14 protein-coding genes are annotated in these 16655 nt (G+C 67.1%); 4 read left to right on the top strand and 10 right to left on the bottom strand.

Annotated elements, in window-relative coordinates; translation table 11 throughout:
* Positions 1 to 142: 142 nt before the first annotated feature.
* The 5 genes from AC0B44_RS02590 to AC0B44_RS02570 form a co-directional block, all read right to left on the bottom strand.
* Positions 143 to 250 carry a methionine/alanine import family NSS transporter small subunit gene (locus AC0B44_RS02590; protein ID WP_471901341.1) on the bottom strand — a complete coding sequence of 36 codons (108 nt, stop codon included), beginning with the start codon at positions 248 to 250 and terminating at the stop codon, positions 143 to 145.
* Positions 247 to 1830, bottom strand: a complete 1584-nt coding sequence (locus AC0B44_RS02585) for a sodium-dependent transporter (RefSeq protein WP_471901340.1) — start codon at positions 1828 to 1830, stop codon at positions 247 to 249. Before AC0B44_RS02585 ends, AC0B44_RS02590 begins: the two co-directional genes overlap by 4 nt.
* 141 nt (positions 1831 to 1971) lie before the next feature.
* Positions 1972 to 3168, bottom strand: coding sequence for a lysylphosphatidylglycerol synthase transmembrane domain-containing protein (locus AC0B44_RS02580; protein WP_471901339.1), 1197 nt, complete (start codon positions 3166 to 3168; stop codon positions 1972 to 1974).
* Positions 3150 to 4583 (bottom strand): 1-acylglycerol-3-phosphate O-acyltransferase, encoded by a 1434-nt coding sequence (locus tag AC0B44_RS02575; protein ID WP_471901338.1) that lies wholly within the window; start codon positions 4581 to 4583, stop codon positions 3150 to 3152. The genes AC0B44_RS02580 and AC0B44_RS02575 overlap by 19 nt, the downstream gene beginning before the upstream one ends.
* Positions 4580 to 6940, bottom strand: a complete 2361-nt coding sequence (locus AC0B44_RS02570; RefSeq protein WP_471901337.1) for a glycerol-3-phosphate 1-O-acyltransferase — start codon at positions 6938 to 6940, stop codon at positions 4580 to 4582. Before AC0B44_RS02570 ends, AC0B44_RS02575 begins: the two co-directional genes overlap by 4 nt.
* A gap of 159 nt (positions 6941 to 7099) precedes the next feature.
* Here AC0B44_RS02570 and AC0B44_RS02565 point away from each other — a divergent pair, with 159 nt between their 5' ends.
* On the top strand, positions 7100 to 8590 hold the full coding sequence (locus AC0B44_RS02565) for a bifunctional aminoglycoside phosphotransferase/ATP-binding protein (protein ID WP_471901336.1): 1491 nt from the start codon (positions 7100 to 7102) through the stop codon (positions 8588 to 8590).
* 80 nt (positions 8591 to 8670) lie between these two features.
* Here the strand turns inward: AC0B44_RS02565 and AC0B44_RS02560 are convergent, their stop codons facing one another.
* The 3 genes from AC0B44_RS02560 to AC0B44_RS02550 all read right to left on the bottom strand — a co-directional run bounded on the left by AC0B44_RS02560 (position 8671) and on the right by AC0B44_RS02550 (position 12277).
* The gene (locus AC0B44_RS02560) at positions 8671 to 9564 is read right to left on the bottom strand and encodes a universal stress protein (RefSeq protein ID WP_471901335.1); all 894 of its coding nucleotides are present in this window, start codon (positions 9562 to 9564) and stop codon (positions 8671 to 8673) included.
* A gap of 89 nt (positions 9565 to 9653) precedes the next feature.
* A complete protein-coding gene (locus AC0B44_RS02555; RefSeq protein ID WP_471901380.1) occupies positions 9654 to 10646 on the bottom strand; it encodes a zinc-binding alcohol dehydrogenase family protein in 993 nt (330 codons plus the stop codon).
* Positions 10647 to 10738: 92 nt separating this feature from the next.
* A complete protein-coding gene (locus tag AC0B44_RS02550) occupies positions 10739 to 12277 on the bottom strand; it encodes a CYTH and CHAD domain-containing protein (protein ID WP_471901334.1) in 1539 nt (512 codons plus the stop codon).
* A 184-nt stretch (positions 12278 to 12461) separates the two neighbouring features.
* On the opposite strand from AC0B44_RS02550, the gene AC0B44_RS02545 reads away from it, so the two are divergent.
* Positions 12462 to 13103, top strand: coding sequence for a flavodoxin domain-containing protein (locus tag AC0B44_RS02545; RefSeq protein ID WP_471901333.1), 642 nt, complete (start codon positions 12462 to 12464; stop codon positions 13101 to 13103).
* Here the strand turns inward: AC0B44_RS02545 and AC0B44_RS02540 are convergent.
* The gene (locus tag AC0B44_RS02540; protein ID WP_471901332.1) at positions 13082 to 13588 is read right to left on the bottom strand and encodes an SRPBCC domain-containing protein; all 507 of its coding nucleotides are present in this window, start codon (positions 13586 to 13588) and stop codon (positions 13082 to 13084) included. The genes AC0B44_RS02545 and AC0B44_RS02540 overlap by 22 nt on opposite strands.
* 29 nt (positions 13589 to 13617) lie before the next feature.
* Positions 13618 to 14538 carry a pseudouridine synthase gene (locus tag AC0B44_RS02535; RefSeq protein WP_471901331.1) on the bottom strand — a complete coding sequence of 307 codons (921 nt, stop codon included), beginning with the start codon at positions 14536 to 14538 and terminating at the stop codon, positions 13618 to 13620.
* Positions 14539 to 14706: 168 nt separating this feature from the next.
* Here AC0B44_RS02535 and AC0B44_RS02530 point away from each other — a divergent pair, with 168 nt between their 5' ends.
* Positions 14707 to 15717 carry an alpha/beta hydrolase gene (locus tag AC0B44_RS02530; RefSeq protein ID WP_471901330.1) on the top strand — a complete coding sequence of 337 codons (1011 nt, stop codon included), beginning with the start codon at positions 14707 to 14709 and terminating at the stop codon, positions 15715 to 15717.
* Entirely contained in the window at positions 15707 to 16582 is an 876-nt protein-coding gene (locus AC0B44_RS02525) for an oxidoreductase (RefSeq protein WP_471901329.1), read from the top strand. Before AC0B44_RS02530 ends, AC0B44_RS02525 begins: the two co-directional genes overlap by 11 nt.
* Positions 16583 to 16655 lie beyond the last annotated feature (73 nt).

Below are 16655 nucleotides of genomic sequence, written 5' to 3'. Positions count from 1 at the left end.
GGGGGGCCCCCGCCCCCCCCCCCCCCGGGGGGGGGGGGGGGGGGCCGCCCCCCCCCCCCCCCCCCCGGGGGGGCCCCCCCCCCCCCCCCCCCCCCCGCCCCTATGCGTGTAGTCGTTGTGAGCCCGGCTCAGCGGCCCGGAATCACTCCGGTTCGTCGGGGTTGTTGTGCAGGTGCACGATGCTCACTGCGAGACCGCCCCACAGCGTGACCAGTGCGAAAACCATCAGGGCGATGGCGGATGCGCTCACTTGGTACCTCCGGTGGTTGTGTCGGAATCCGTGGCGGAGACGGTCGCGGCGGAGGCGGGAATGCCACCGGCTTCGTATCCGAGGTCGAGATCCTTGCGCCACGGGATGAACGAGAGTGCGACGGCGGCGACGATCACCACTGCCTGGACACCCCAGCCGAACACCAGGACGAGGTCGTCGGGCAGTCCGCCGTAGCCCTCGCTCAGGCGATCACGGATCTCGCTGAACAGCATGTATCCCAGCACGAGGGGTGTGACACCGCCGGTGAACACCAGCCAGCCCCGGCCGACCTTGAACGACGACACCGAATTGAGGTGGTCTCGCAGGTCGGGCAGACGCCGCAGAATCCACGCGATCACGATGAGTGCCACGAAGGCGACGCCCACGATGCCGAACTGGTTGGCGAAGCGATCGACCACGTCGAGCGTGTTGAGTCCGGTGGTGGTGGGGAAGAGCAACAGCGAGACGATTGCCGACACGCCACCGATCGTGAGGACGGCGGGGACCCGTCCGAGGCCGGTCTTGTCCTCGAACGCCGAGACGGCGACCTGGATGATGCTGATGAGGGACGTGAAACCGGCGAACACGAGGGAGCCGAAGAAGAGGACACCGAAGATCGGGCCGCCCGGCATCTCGGAGACGATGGTCGGGAACGCGATGAACGCCAGTCCGATGCCGCCGGCGACGACCTCGTCGATCGCCACCCCCTGTGCCTGGGCCATGAAGCCCAGCGCGGAGAACACGCCGATGCCGGCCAGGACCTCGAAACTCGAGTTCGAGAACCCGACGACAAGGCCCGAACCGGTGAGGTTGGTCTTGCGCTTGAGGTACGACGAGTAGGTGATCATGATGCCGAACGCGACGGAGAGCGAGAAGAAGATCTGCGCGTACGCGGCGATCCACACGCTCGTATCGGTCAGTGCGGACCAGTTGGGCGTGAAGAAGGCGTCGAGGCCGAGGGTGGCGCCCTCGAGGGTCAGCGCTCGCACGACGAGTGCGCCGAACAGGACAACAAGGAGCGGCACGAAGAACCGGTTGGCGTTGCCGATACCGCGCTGCACCCCGAGCGCGAGAACACCGAGCGTGAGGACCCAGACTGCGAGCAACGGCCACGCGACACCCGGCACGAAACTCATCCCGAATGCGGAATCACCGTCGACCTGCAGGAACGTTTCGAGGAAGAACCCTTCCGCGTCGTCACCCCACGCTTCGCTGAGAGAGAAGAACGTGTAGCGCGCGGCCCACGCGATGATGACCGCGTAGTACACACCGATGACGAAGCACACCAGCACCTGCCACCATCCGAGGAACTCGGCCCAGCGGCCGAGTCGCCGGAACGACAACGGCGGCGATCCCCGGAATTTGTGGCCGATCGCGTAGTCGACGAACAGCAATGGGAGGCCCGCGGTGAGCAGGGCAACCAGATACGGGATCAGGAACGCGCCGCCGCCGTTCTCGTACGCGATGTACGGGAAGCGCCAGATGTTGCCCAACCCCACAGCGGAACCGATGGCGGCCATGATGAACACCGACCGGCCCGACCAGACCTCTCGCTTCTTGGCGCCCTCTTGCTGTGCCACGAACGACGTCCCTCCACTCGGAAATGAGGTCACGCCGGCGCGTGGCCCCGGAGCAGCGTACTTGCTCTAGTGTCGTGGGATTCGTCTCACCACCACCTGCGGCTCTACAGCGTGCGCTGCGGCGCGCGGACCGGGCAGTCGCTAGTCGTCGCGCCAGAGTTGCAGGTTCGGCGGTGGTTCGGTGTCGTCGGTGGGGGCACCGCGGTAGCGGAAGGCGAACACGATCCAGCCCACCACAGCGACGAGAACGAAGCTGATCAACCGGTAGACGACGACCGCGGACAGGGCCTCCGCGCCACTCATGCCACTGGCGGTCAGCGCCGGCACGAGCACCGCATCCATGACACCCAGACCCGCGGGCAGCAGGGGAATGGCCCGGCTCGCGGCAGTGCCGGCCGCGTATGCCACCGCGATCCCGGCGATGCTCGGGTGCCCGCCGACCGCGTACGCCGCGAACATCAGGCAGGCCCCGTCACACAACCAGTTGAACAACGACCAGCCGAAGGCGCGCGCGGCGTGCGGCCGGTCGAGTTGCACGGCACGGATCTGGATGACGATCTTCTTCCACGCACGTGCCCCGGTCTCCTCGGGCTTCTTCCGCATCCGGTTGACGCCGCGCAGAGCGATCAAGCCGATGGACTCGAACGAGCCGGGGTTGCTCGCCGCGTACTGGATCAGCACGACGATCAGGAAAAGCGCGCCGGCGGAGAAGATCAGTGAGAACGGGTTGGTGGTCGCCCCGACCAGCAGAGCGCCGACAAGTCCCAGCAGCGCGAGACCCGCCGCCTGCAACACGCCGGCCATGACGAGCTGCCACGTCGCGACAACCGGCTGGGCTCCCCATGCGCGCATCCGGCGGTAGGTGAACGTCGTCGCCACCACCGGCCCGCCGGGGAGCGTCACGCTCATCGAATTCGCCGCGAGCGCCACCGACAGCGACTGGCGCTGGGTCACCTTGACCCCGGCAGCGGACAGCAGGGCCCGTTGTACGCGCGCGAAACTCGACATCTCCGCCATCGAGGCAACGATCGCGGCCGCGACCCACCACCACTTCAGATCACCGAGATCGCGGACGCTTCTCGACAACTCCGGCCAGATCAGGATCACCTCGACGGTGAGCACCACGACCAGCAGCCCACCGACGATCCACTTGAGCTTCCTGCGACGGTTCGGCGTCAGCGGCCCCGTGGTTCCGGACTCGCCTGACTTCTCGTGGTCCGCCTTCTCGCGGTCCGCGTCCTCGGGTGGGTGGTCCCCGTGGTTTTCGGCCCGGTGGTTATCGGCCCGGTAGTTTTCGTCCCCAGGGTTCTCGTCGTCGGTCATAGAGCTACCGGCCACCGGCCGAGGGTGTGACGGTAGAGATCTTCGACCTCGGCGATGTGGTCACCCAAGTCGTCCGGCGACCAGTCCGTGACGTCGATGGGATCGAGCACCGCGACGTCGACCGTGCCCGACCGGAGGAGCGTGGAGTGCTTCCACAGCATCTCTCCCGAATTGCGGATCACGACCGGCACGACCGGGACTCCGGCTTCGATCGCGATACGGAAGGCACCTTTCTTGAACGAACCGATCACCGGCGTGAGCGAACGGGTTCCTTCGGGGGCGATGACCACCGAGGTGCCCTCGCGCAAGGTCTCGACGACCGGGCCGAGTGCCGCGACGGCTCGTTCGGTGTTGCTCCGGTCCACGAACGTGACACCGCCGAAACGCAGTAGGGGGCCGAAGATCGGGTCGCGTGCGATCTCCTGCTTGGCGACGCCGGTGAAGTCTTTGCGCAGCACCTTCGCGAGGATCACCGGATCGAGTTGGCTCTGATGGTTGAAGATGAAGACCGCCGGACGCGCCGCCCACGCATTCGCCTGCCCGACGACCCGCACGTCGATTCCGGCGAGCGCTAGCGACACCTCCGATCCGACGTTCAGAATGGTTTCGAGCGCGATCTTCCTGCTGCCGTTGAGCAGTCCGAGCCCGAGCCCTGTCCACACCGAGCCGAGCAACCCTCCGTACGCCGCGGCGGTGCGGACGAATTCCTTCGGACCGGGAGTGCCCCTCGGCCGGAAACGCAGTATCGGCCAATCCTTTTCGAGCGCGATGCGCTGGAGAGTGCGATCCGGATTCGTTGCCGTGGGATGCGCTGTCTCCGCGAGGAAACCGGCGTCCTCACCACCGTTGGAGTACGAGTAACTGGTGTCGCTGTCGATGTTGTGCGCGTCCATGAAGGCGCGCGCGGCCTGGGCTTTCCCACTGCGCCACAGCGACCTGCCGTCGACTCGTCCGGTGAGGATGCCGTCACGTACTTCGAGGGGGGTGTACAGGACGTGCTCCACGCCGAGCGCGTCGCTGCACGCCTGGATCTGGTAGCGCGACGCCGACGACGCGATCACCACGGTATGACCCGCGTTCTGATGTGCTCCGACGAGTTGCCACGCTTCGGGATAGAGGTGGCCGGCGATGGTGGACATGAACAATCGGCTGCCCAGGTCGTACAACTCGTCCTCGGTATGGCCGCGCCAGGCTTTGAAGACCGTCCCGGCGAATCGCTCGAAATCGTCTTCGGTTTCCGTGCCGCGCAGACCGTTGAGCATCGTTGCCGCGAGTTCGGTCGCACCGACGTCGCCGGAGAGAAGGCGGTCCCGGAAGAAGTGCAGGCCGGAGAATCCGTGCACGATGGTGCCGTCGAAGTCGAAGAACGCCGCGGTTTCCGGCCCCTGCGGTCCGGTACGTACCCGTTCGAGTGCCGTCTCGATCTTCACCGCTCCGCCTTCCTGTTCGACACGTCGAGCGATTCGGCGAGCGCAATCCGTTCACCCACTGCCAGCAGTTGCGCCGCGAACGTGCTTCTCTTCTCCCGCACGGACTCGTCCCCATCGAGGAGTCCGCGGTTGCGGGCCAGATCCAGTGCGGTGGCGAACAACTCCGACGACACCGATTCGTCGCCGTGCAACCTGCCCTGCAGCAGCATCTGCCGGCCCACCGACACGCATTCGTCGAGGAACGGCCCTTCCGCGATCTCCAGGGAGGGGTCGCGCTTGGCGAGTCGTTCGGCGACGACGAGTTGCGCGTCGAAGAAGGAACGCAACGTGCGATGCGACATGAAGAAGCCGGTTTCGACGAGCCCGGTGAGTGCCTGCTCCTTGGTGGGCATCGAGTCGCCCCACTCGGGTACGAGAAGTTCGAGTTCCTCGCGCATCTGCGCTTCGAAGGTGTCCCGGTCGGGGAAGAAGAACTCGAACTTCAGTAGATCCCGGAGACGCTTGGCCTCCTCCCACGCGACGCGCACGGGGTCGCCTTCGGCAGGACTGTCGTGCGCGTAGAGAACTGCGAGTTCGAGGATCGACCTGTTGACGAACCAGTGCACACCGCTGTTGCGGTAGAACGCGGCGACGAGATGCTGACCGCGGTGGATCGAGTACACAGGTTCCTCACCGCCGGCGTACGTGGTCACCACCCCGGCGTCGGTGAGGGACGCCAGCACCTTGTCGAGTCCGCCTTCGATGTCGAGAATCCTCAGTTCACCGTGGGGGATACGCCGCTGGTCGAGGTAAGCCCGCACGGGTCCGATCACCGCCCGGACCTCCTCGAGCGTGAGCGAGCGGTCGCGTACGCCGAGCAGGGCGAGCGTCACGAGGGAATTCACCGTGACCGGCGTCTTGCTGTTGATCCCGACCGCGACTTCGAACGCGACCTTCTGGAGCGCCTTGCGGCGGCGATCGGAACGTTCCGTGTCGTCGGCGGGAAGGTCCCCGGAGAGGTCGGGATCGCCGTTCGCGGCGAGGCACGAACGCATCGAGAGCGGATCACCGAAGCTCACGTACACGTGGCCGGCGCTCCGCTGCTGGCTGCGCATGTACCGGAACAACCACGTCAGTCCCTCGGGTTTCTTCGCACTACCGGTCTGCTCGGCCGCGACCGCAGCGACCTCCGCCAGCGCCTCGTAGGTGATGGAGACCGGCACGAGCATCGCGTCCTCGACCCGTCCGCTGCGAATCGCGTTGGCGACGTAGTTGAGCAACCCGTACCGCGGCGGCCGCAGCTTGCCGGTCCGTGTACGACCGCCTTCGAAGTACCACTCGAGGTTGAACCGTTTGCCGAGGAGAAAAGCGAAATACTCCTCGAGCGCCGCCTTGTACACAGCGTCGTCGTGAAAACTGCGCCGGATGAACACGGTCCCCGTACGGCGCGCCATCGGCCCGATCGGCCAGAACGTCAGGTTCGCCCCGCCCATCAGATGGTTGCGGGGGAATTCGTTGGCCGCAAGGATGTCGCCGAGGACGAGCGCGTCGGCGTACGAGCGGTGCGACGGCAGAAACACCAGTGGGCGCGTCCGATTTAGCCCGCGTAGGGAACGCAATCCCGATTCGTCGGCGTGCACCGTCCACGCGGATGCGTGCAGCGGCCGCATCGCCTGGGTGAACAGATCGGAGACCAGACGGGACTGCACCGCCACGAGTCCGCCCAGCGCGTTACGCGCCCGTGCGTCCACTTCGGCACGAGACAACCGCAGTTCGGTGGCGAGGGCGTCGAGCCGCTGCCGGAACGCCGACGAATCCATGATCTGCTCGGCGACGAGTCTGGGCACCTTGTACCGGTCGCCGATCACGGCGCGCTCGGCCCGCTCGAGCGCGAGCACCGCGCGGCGCGTGATGTAGCGAGCCAGATCCGGTGCTTCGGACGCATCCGACCCGTACTCCGCAGTGAACCGCTCGCGAAGTTCGCTCAACGGGGCGGGCCTTGCCACCACGATCCGGTAACGGTCGGCGCCTTTGCCCACGAGCCACTTCTGGATCAGCCGGTTCGGGTTCCGGGGGTTGGTGAGTGCGAGGACATCGGAGAATCTCGCCCGGCGAGCGCCGTCGCGTTCGGCGGGAAGCCACACCACCCGGACCGGCAGTACGAGCGGGTCGTCGGTGCGGCCGAGCAGGTGAGTGGTGAGAAGTTGCGTATCGAGGTCGATCGCCTCGGGGGCTACCGGTGTGCGGTATTCGGCGGGCACCTGATCGGACCGGAGCCAGTCCGTGATGAGCCTCTGCTCGATCGGGGTGGTCGCGGCCGCAACCACCACGGTCGGACGTGTCGATGTGCGCGAGCCACCCTGCCCGTCTTCCCTCATGTCGCCCCGTTCGTTCGGTCACCCGATCTGAAAACTACCCCGACGAGGGGGGTTTACTCGGCGCATCGGGCGGAGAAACCGGGTACGAACACGTGTACCGTGCGGCGGTCGGGACGAGAATGTCAAGGGCGCGGGGGCCGGTACCCCGCGGACGGGAGAGTGGCTGTGCCAGGTTCCGCCGAAACACCCGGTGCCGGATACGCGGCGGTACGGGAGACCCACACATCGGTGCTCTTCCTCGTCGGCGATCGCGTGCACAAGATGAAGAAGCCGCTCGATCTGGGCTTCCTCGACAACCGGACACGGGAAGCACGTGAGCGCACGTGTCACCGTGAGGTGGACCTCAACCGCCGGCTTGCACCGGACGTCTATCTCGGAGTCGCCGATGTGCACGGACCCGACGGGCAGGTGTGCGAACACCTCGTCGAGATGGTGCGACTACCGGACGACCGCAGACTGGCGATGCTGGCCGAGCGTGGAGAGGACATCGAGTCGATCCTCGACTCCGTCGCGCGGCAGGTCGCACGACTGCACGCGTTGTCGCCTCGCGACGTCGCCATCGACCGGTGTGCGTCCGCGGAGTTCCTCGCCAACCTGTGGACCCTGAGCCTCGACCACCTCGAACGGTTGCCGGTGGGCAGGCGGGACGCGTCTGCGGTCGCGCGCATCCGCGCGGCCGCGGCCGGCTATATCGAGGGGCGGGCGCCGCTGTTCGCCGCGAGGATCGAGGCGGGACGCGCGGTCGACGGTCACGGTGATCTCCTGGCGGACGACATTTTCTGCCTCGACGACGGTCCGCGGATCATCGATTGCCTGGAGTTCGACGACGAGCTGCGATACGGCGACGCGCTCCTCGATATCGCTTTTCTCGCAATGGATCTCGAGCGAGTGGGTGCGACGGACGGAGCTCGGCAACTGTTGCGCTACTACGCGGCGGCCTCCGGGGACGTGCCGCCGCGTTCGCTCGTCCACCACTACATCGCGTACCGCGCACTCGTGCGCGCCAAGGTGACCGCGCTGCGGCACGAGCAGGGAGACGAGGCATCCGGTGCGGTCGCGTCGGCGTTCCTGACGCAGGTGGAGCGTCACCTCGAACGCGGGCGGGTGCGACTGGTGCTGGTCGGTGGTGTCGCCGGCACGGGGAAGTCCACGCTCTCCCGGACGATCGGGGAGTATCTGGGCGCCTCGGTGCTGCGAAGCGACGTCATCCGCAAAGAACTCGCGGGCATCGGTCCGACGGACCGCACCGGCGACGGCGTGGACGCCGGACTCTATTCGTCGGCCCATACGGACGCGACCTACGAGGAGATGTCGACGAGGGCTTCCGCCGAACTCGCTTTCGGCCGGTCGGTGGTTCTGGACGCCACGTGGCTCTCCGAGTCCCAGCGCATCCGGGCGCGGGAGACGGCTGCGGCGGCGGGCGTCGAGACGATCGAAATCGAGTGCCGCGCAGATCCGGCGGTGTTGGTGCAGCGGATCCGCGCTCGGGCCGAACGCGGCGACGATCCGTCCGATGCGACACCCGCCGTGCTCGCCGCGCAACTCGAACGCCGGGACGAGTGGCCCGCCGCGGTTGTGGTGGACACAACCGGGCCCGGTGCCGTCGACGGGGCTTGGCTGGAGAGGGAACTCGGTCCTGCGCCCTGGTGAGGCGCGCGTCTCGAAGGGTCCCTCGAAACGCGACGACGCGGAGCGCTCCCGAACGGGAACGGCTCCGCGTCGGCGGTGGATCAGAGCTTGCGCGCGACCAGCACGGGGCACGGAGCCTTGTGCAGCAGGTTCTGGCTCGTGGAACCGAGCAGCGCGGCCCGGAACTGGCCACGGCCGTGGCTGCCGACGACGGCAAGCTGGGCGTCGCCCAGATGCTTGAGCAGCACCCGTGCCGCGGGGCCGCGGTCGAGCACTCGCTGAACCTCGACGTCGGGGTACTCCTCCTGAAGGCCCGCGAGGGCTTCGGCGAGTACGACCGATTCGGACTCGGCGACGGCATCCCAGTCGACGAGCGCGGACGTTGCGCCCACGCCGAGGGCGGCGTCGCCGATCCAGGAGTGCACCGCCGTGAGCGGCGCACCGAGGAAGGACGCCACCTGGAATGCGTAACGCACTGCCGCAGCAGAGAGTTCGCTTCCGTCCACGCCGACCACGATCGGACGGGCATCGGGCAGCGGGTTAGCGGTCTCACCGCGCCACACGACGACCGGGCACGGCGCGTTGTTGGCGACGCGCAGCACGGTCGAGCCGAGCAGGAAGTTCTCGACGGCTCCGGCGCCGGTGGCACCGAGCACCACGATGCGCGCGTCCTCGGCCGCTTCGAGCAGCGAGGTGGCGGCGGGGCCGGGGCCGATGAAGCTCTTGATCTCGAGGTCCGGCTGGTCGGCGTGCACCTTGGCGGTGATCTCGCGGAGGAGTTTCTCCCCGTCGGCCTTGAGCTGCTCGACCATCTGCGACTGGATCAGGACGGCGGCTTCGCTGTAGAAGATGCCCTCGCTGGGCAGCGAGTGCACCAGGTGCAGCGGTGCCTCGAGACGTGCGGCGAGAGCGCCGGCCCACCGGGCGGCTGCAGCCGCGGTTTCGGAACCGTCGACGCCTGCGACGACGGCGTTGCGGTTGCTCGGTGTGCTCATCGATGTCTCCTTGTTCATTTTCCTTGTGCGACGATCCGGCGGTGCCGTGTCCGAGCGGACCGGCCACCTTGATCGACTACGGGTTCACGCTACGCCACGATGACGGCAGCCCCGGCGAATCGGCCGGCCTCCAGATCGGCGAGGGCTCGGTCTGCCTGTTCGAGTGGGTAGGGCGTCGTGGTCACATGCATTCTGTGTTCTCCGGCGAAGTCGAGGAACGCCCGCGCGTCGGATCGGGTGTTGGCGGTGACACTACGAATCTGCCTCTCCCTGAACAGGTGTTGCTGATACTTCAGCGGCGGTACATCACTCAGATGGATCCCGGCGATTGCGAGTGTTCCTCCGGAATCGAGTGCGGACAGCGCCGGCGGCACCATGTCTCCCACCGGGGCGAACAGGATCGCCGAATCGAGCGGTTCGGGAGGGCTGTCGTAGGCACCCTGGGCAGAGGCTGCTCCGAGTTCGAGCGCCAGAGCCTTGGCGTCGGCGCCGCGGGTCATCACGTGCACGCGCGCACCACGCGCAATCGCGACCTGGGAGGCCAGATGGGCACTGCCGCCGAAGCCGTAGACACCGAGCACACCTGCCTCCGGAACGGATGCCCGCTGCAACGCGCGATACCCGATGATGCCTGCGCACAACAGCGGCGCGAGTTCCGCGTCGGTGTAGCCCGCCGGTAGCGCGAGTGCGTAGTCGCGCAGGACGGTGGCGTACTCGGCGTACCCGCCGTCTGCGTCCCATCCGGTGTATGTCGAACGTGGACAGAGGTTCTCGTCGCCCCGGAGGCAGTAACGGCAGCGCCCGCACGTGCTTCGCAACCACGGAATCCCCACCCGGTCGCCGAGGTGGTGGTCGCCCAGGTCGCCGCCGACGACCTCTCCGACGATTTCGTGACCCGGCACGACACCCGGCCGGTGGACGGGGAGATCACCTTCGGCGACGTGAAGGTCGGTTCGGCACACGCCGCACGAGAGCACGCGCACGAGCAGTTCGCCCGGGTTCGGCTCCGGAACGGGAATGCGGACGGGCTCGAGAGGGTGCGTCGCGATCGGAGCCGGAGACTCGACACGCCACGCCCGCATCATGTCGGGGACGCCCATCTGGCTACCTCCTCAGTCGCCTGTCCTCCATCATGTCCGTTCGGCGTGCACCGGGCCAGAGTCGGAGGACCTGCTCATGCCCAGAGCTTCTCGGCCGATCCGAGGGCCTTTTTCCACGCGGGCTCGAGGTGAGCCGCTTGCCGGCGACCGATTTCGGCCTCGAGACGGTAGAGGACTCCGAGGCCGAAGCTCGACTCGGCGGCGTGGCCCTGTTCGGACAGTATGTCCAGCAGGTGTTCTCGCGAGACGACGGAGTCCTGGAACTCACCGAGCATGTCCTGGAAATCGTCGAACTCCGAGAGGATGCGCGCCGTGCGTTTCGGATGCAGGGGGGCGATCACCTCGATGGCGTATCGCATCCGCTTCGCGCCCTTCCGGGCGCGGTGCATCCGTTCGTCACGCTCGTGCGGATCGTCTGCCTTGCGCACTCGGGCAACACGTTTGTCGACGTTCTTCGCAACCGCGGCGACGCTCTGTGCCAGTTTTTCCGGCTGCAGGATCGACTTGCGCCGCCGCGCCGGCGGGGTCTTTCCCAACCCGTCCAGCAGGGTGTCGAGGGAGTGCAGCAGCGAGAGATACCGCTCCGAGTCGAGGGCTTCCATCGCTTCGATGCGGGCACCCTCGGTCTTGGCCGAAAAGTATTCGTCGATACGCATTTTCGTGGCTTCGCGATATCGATCGATGGGGATCTCGACGACCTTGTCTGCCAGGCGTTCCCACTGGACCTCGAGATCGCGCGACGTGCTCAGCCGCCGGCCGAACCAGCGGAGTTCGTCGACGAGAGCCTCGTCGAGATCGAAATCCGCGGCATAGGTCTGGACTGCGCTCCGGATGCGCCGCGACGCCTTGCGCATGCTGTGCACCGAGTCGGGTCCCTCCCGGCGCAAGGCGATGTCGGACAGATCGAGGGTGTGGAGTTCGTTCGCGAGATAGTCCCGCAGGTAGCGGATGCCCTCGGTGAGTCCGGGTGCGACCGGGAGGAGATCACCCAGGACCCGGTGCACCTTGGACGGGCTGAACGACCGGGTGATCCCGGCGGCCGTGAGGCGCTCCTCGATGGTGTCGAGGAGGGTTGCCCGGTCGTGGTTGCTCAGCGAAGGACCGGCCTCGACCTCGATCTCACGCCAGTGCAGTTCGGCACCGTCGATACCGCGCACCGCCACGACATCGTCCTCGACGACTTCGGCGAGCAGGATGCCGTCGCTGGTCCGGAGCCGGCGCCGGTGCCTCGAGGTGGTGAGGAGCGCCGCGGGGGAGACGGGCATTCCCCGCCGTACCCCGAGCAGAAGGTTCATCAGTTCGGCGGGAGGCTCTGCGGAGGACTCCCCGTCGCTGTCGAGCGGAAAGTGCAGTTCGGTGCGGGTGTCGACGCCACTGGGGAGTTTCACGTGCCAGCCGGCGTCCTCCCCGCCCTCGCGCCGCCGGAGGGTGATCTTCGACCGGAGCAGTCGCAGGTCGTGGGTGTCGTAGTACTGCGCGGACAGTTCCACCGTGTCGACGTCGATCCCGGAGACTCCCGGGAGTCCCGCCAGTTCGGGCAGTGAACCGGCGTCGGTGGCCGTGTACTTCCGTTCGGTTTCGGTGGCCGAGGACACGGTGGGGCGCTGGGGCATCGATGAACTCCTGTTCGGGTCTCTGGTGGGTACCCGCATCCCACCTTGTCAGCACCTGTCCGGATTGTCGTAAATCACAGGTGGGTGTGACGTGAAATGAGCTGTCGAAGGGTCCTTCGGCCCTGGCCGAGCGGAATGTGGCACGTGATCATGGTTCGTACTCGCGAGTAGCGGAGGATGGGGCATGAGGATTTTGGTGGCGGCGGCGAGCAAGCACGGCTCAACGGCGGAGATCGCCACGGCGCTGGCAGCGGCGATGCGGCACCGCGGTGCACAGGTCGACGTGGTGCCCCCCGGACAGGTCGGCAGTGTCGACGAGTACCACGCCGTCGTGCTGGGAAGTGCGGTGTACCGCTTCCGGTGGCTCCGGGCGGCCCGGGCGTTCGTGCGGGCCCACGAGGAGGCGCTGCGTGACCGGGACGTCTTCCTGTTCTCGTCGGTCCCCGTCACCAAGGGCATTCGCGCGGCGCTCAAGTCGTACGGGGTGTCTTCCGTGGAGACCCGTACGGGTGCCCGGGGACACCGGAGGCTGACGGGCAAGCTCGATCCGTCGCGGCTCGGGGTGGGCGAGCGCGCGATCGCACGCATGTGTGGTGTCCGGGCGGGGGACTTCCGTGACTGGGACGCGATCGGGTCCTGGGCCACCGAGATCGTCGATCGCGTCTCGGAGCAGGATGTCCCGGGGCCCGCTGTCCCGGTGCCCGATGTCGCTGGTCCCGCTGTCTCGGGGCGCGAGGTGTCCGAGCATGATGTCTCGCGGCACGATGTCTCCGAGCACGACGAGGACGACACCGTGACGGCGGGTCAGGCGGACGGCCGGCGGTAGTGCTCGGCCAGTTCGGCCACCCGGTCCCTCGGTGACCAGTCGATGGGCCGCCCCTCGAGTTGGGCTTCCATCACCTCGAACCCCGCGTGCCATCCGGCGCCGTGCGCGAGGGCGTCGTCTTCGTCGTCGGTGGTGTGGGTGAGGGTGAGCCAGCATCCGCCCGAGCCGTCCTGCGTGATCTCCCAGTGCAGCACGTCCGAATCCCACAGGTACTCGAGGACGTGACCGGGGCGGACCACGAGGACGCTACCGGTGGTGGCGTGACCCGCCGGCACTCCCAGACGCCCCTCCTCGTCTTCGGAGGACCGGAACTCGAGCGGGGTATCGGGGGCGGGTTCGAATTCCACGGCGGCGGGAAACCAGCACCGGAGGTGCTCGGGATCGGTGAGTACCGTCCACACCTCGTCCCGGGAGTGGGGGAAGGCTCGTTGGAAACGCAGAGCGACGCGGCCGTCGTAGGTACGCGAAACCGAGCCGATGTCCATGGGGTCCTCCAAGACGTGAACCCGTGCCGTCAACGGGGTCCTGGTGTGTTGTGCCTCCATGCTGCCAGGTTTCGGCGGCTCGCGAAGCGGGTCCGGCGACCCGTGATCGGGTCGTCGAATTCGATCGCGACGGCGAGCAATTGCAACGGATTCGAATAGTCCTGCGGTGCAACCTCGTACACCTCGGGATAGAGATTGTCGCCCAGAATCGGAATGCCGAGGGAGTTCATGTGCACACGAAGCTGGTGCGTTTTTCCCGTCCGGGGACGAAGGCGGTACCGGGCGATGTCGCCGTCGGTGTCGAGCAGTTCGATCTGGGTCAGCGCGTTGACCGGGCCCGGCACCTCACGTGCCTGCAGCACGCCGGGTTCCTTGAGGATGCGACTGCTCACCTCGCGCGGAAACGTGAGGTCGGGTGAGTGGGGTGCGACGGCCTCGTACTCCTTCTCGACGAGACGCTGATCGAACATCATCTGGTACGCCCTGCGAGCCTCGCGGCGGACCGTGAAGACGAGGACTCCCGCGGTCAGCCGGTCGAGTCGGTGGACGGGTGAGAGTTCGGGCAGATCGAGTTCCCGGCGGAGACGGACCAGGGCGGTTTCGGTGATCCACGACCCGCGGGGAGTCGTCGCCAGGAAGTGGGGCTTGTCGACGACGAGCAATCTGTCGTCGCGGTGCAGGATCTCGATATCGAACGGCACCCGCGATTCCACCGGCGGATCACGATAGAGATACACGAACGAGCGCGCCCGGTACGGAGTGTCCGTGGTGATCGCGATTCCGTCCCCGCCGACCACTTCGCCGGCACGGATCTTCTCGGACACGCGACGCACGTCGTCGGGGAATCGGTCGAGGAGATACTCCGCGACCGTCGCCCACCTGCTGTTTTCCGGTAATCGGAGGCGGGACGGGTTCAGCCCGTCGCGGACGGGAAGCGGAGCGTCTGGCACAACTTCCCACGGTAGCGGGGCCGAGCCCGGGGTGCGGATTCGGCACCATACGACTCGCGCTCGATTATGCGGGATAACGTTTCCGCTTTGCAGGATAACAATTGTGTGTAAGCCTTCAACGGACTCGCGCTCACAATTACCGTGAGTCGGATGTGACCGATGTTACTTATGTGCAAAGGGGATGTTGGTGTGACGAACTCGTCCGGAACTGCGAGCAGGCGACGGGGTCGCACTCTCGTCCGTCTCCTCGTGGCCGTGGTTCTCCCGCTCGCCCTCGTGTTCACAGGGGTGAGCGCCGGCACCGCCTCCGCCGATCCGTATTCGCGCTTCCACGAGGACTGGGTCGCAGCACCCGGCGGGGTCGGCCAGATCAAGGTCCGTATCTGGCGTGCGAACAACGGCAGCAACAAGGCGGTCTACCTGCTCGACGGCCTGCGCGCCACCAACGACGTCAGCGGGTGGGAACACGAAACCAACGCCGCGTGGCTCTCCGACCACGGCGTCAACGTGATCATGCCGGTCGGTGGACAGTCGAGCTTCTACGCCGACTGGTACGCCCCGAGCAACTTCAACGCGCAGCCCTACACCTACAAGTGGGAATCCTTCCTGACCCGGAATCTGCCCGACCATCTCGCGGCCGTCTACGGGATCAGCCGCAACAGCAACGCCGTGGTCGGCTTGTCGATGGGCGGCAACGCGGCACTCATCCTCGCCGCCTACCACCGTGACCAGTTCACGTTCGCCGGATCGATGTCCGGTTACCTGAACCTGTCGGCGCCCGGTATGCGCGAAGCCATCCGGGTCGCAATGCTCGACGCCGGCGGCTACAACTCCGACGCGATGTGGGGTCCGCCCTGGGACGCCGCGTGGCTGCGGCACGATCCGTTCGTTGCCGCGCCGAATCTCCGGGGCCTGCCCATGTGGATCTCGGCATCGAGCGGGTTGCCCGGGCAGTACGACCGCCCCAACTCGGCAATCGGTGTGTTCAACACCGCCAACGCGATGGGCCTCGAGTCGCTCGCCCGGGTCCAGAACCGCGCCTTCCAGGTTCGGCTCGCCACGCTCGGAATCGACACCGCCCACTTCTCCTTCCCGGTCGCCGGCACCCACACGTGGGGTTACTGGCAGGACGAACTGTGGGCCATGCTCCCCATGATGAAGAACTCGATTGGCGCCTGAGCCGTCCCTCTCGCCGGTCGGCCGCACCTTCGTGGTGACCGGTCCGACCGGCGGGGTGGGGGAAGCCACCGCGTTGGCATTGGGGGCTGCGGGAGCGCACGTCGTCCTGGCGTGCCGCAACGTCGACAAGGGCAAACTGGTCGCCGAGAAGATCGGTCCGACGGCGTCGGTGCACCGGCTGGATCTGTCCGATCTGGCGTCGGTGCGGGAGTTCGCGTCGGGTCTGCGTGACACACACGAGACGATCGACGTGTTGATCAACAACGCCGGCGTGATGGCCGTGCCCCTGCAGCGGACCGCCGACGGGTTCGAGATGCAGATGGGAACCAACTACTTCGGCCATTTCGCATTGACGGGTCTGCTCCTGGATCGTGTCACCGATCGAGTCGTGACGGTGTCGAGCGCCGCACATCGCTTCGGGCGCATCGACCTGGACGATCCCAACTGGGAGCGCCGCCGGTACAACCGCGCTGCCGCCTACGCCCAGTCCAAGCTCGCCAACCTGATGTTCAGCTTCGAACTGGCGCGACGCCTCGATGCGGCGGGGTCCCCGGTACGGTCGCTCGCCGCGCATCCCGGATATGCGGCCACGAACGTCGGCAGCAATACCGGCACCTGGTTCGACCGGCTGTTCGGATTCGGGAAGAAGATCCTGCAGCGCACCCCGGAACGGGGTGCCGAATCGGTGCTGTACGCCGCCACCACACCGGGGCTGCGGGGCGGCTACATCGGCCCCGACGGATTCCTGGAACTGTACGGGTCACCGCACCTCTCCGGGTGCTCCGCCCGGGCTCGTGACCCCGAGACGGCACGCCGGTTGTGGGAACTGTCCGAACGCGTCACGGGCGTACAGTTCCGTCTCTGAGCCGCCTCGTCCGACACACGCATGTGCCCCGGTCCAGTGAGGACCGGGGCACATGCGTCGGTGAGGATCGCGT

The organism is Rhodococcus sp. NPDC019050 (assembly GCF_055664235.1).
This window is presented reverse-complemented; position numbering and strand designations above follow the sequence as displayed.

Excerpts from the sequence above, each read along its gene's own strand:
- AC0B44_RS02570 (WP_471901337.1), bottom strand. The coding sequence starts at position 6,940 with ATGAGGGAAGACGGGCAGGGTGGCTCGCGCACATCGACACGTCCGACC.
- AC0B44_RS02560 (WP_471901335.1), bottom strand. The coding sequence starts at position 9,564 with ATGAGCACACCGAGCAACCGCAACGCCGTCGTCGCAGGCGTCGACGGT.
- AC0B44_RS02555 (WP_471901380.1), bottom strand. The coding sequence starts at position 10,646 with ATGCGGGCGTGGCGTGTCGAGTCTCCGGCTCCGATCGCGACGCACCCT.
- AC0B44_RS02550 (WP_471901334.1), bottom strand. The coding sequence starts at position 12,277 with ATGCCCCAGCGCCCCACCGTGTCCTCGGCCACCGAAACCGAACGGAAG.
- AC0B44_RS02545 (WP_471901333.1), top strand. The coding sequence starts at position 12,462 with ATGAGGATTTTGGTGGCGGCGGCGAGCAAGCACGGCTCAACGGCGGAG.
- AC0B44_RS02540 (WP_471901332.1), bottom strand. The coding sequence starts at position 13,588 with ATGGACATCGGCTCGGTTTCGCGTACCTACGACGGCCGCGTCGCTCTG.
- AC0B44_RS02530 (WP_471901330.1), top strand. The coding sequence starts at position 14,707 with ATGTGCAAAGGGGATGTTGGTGTGACGAACTCGTCCGGAACTGCGAGC.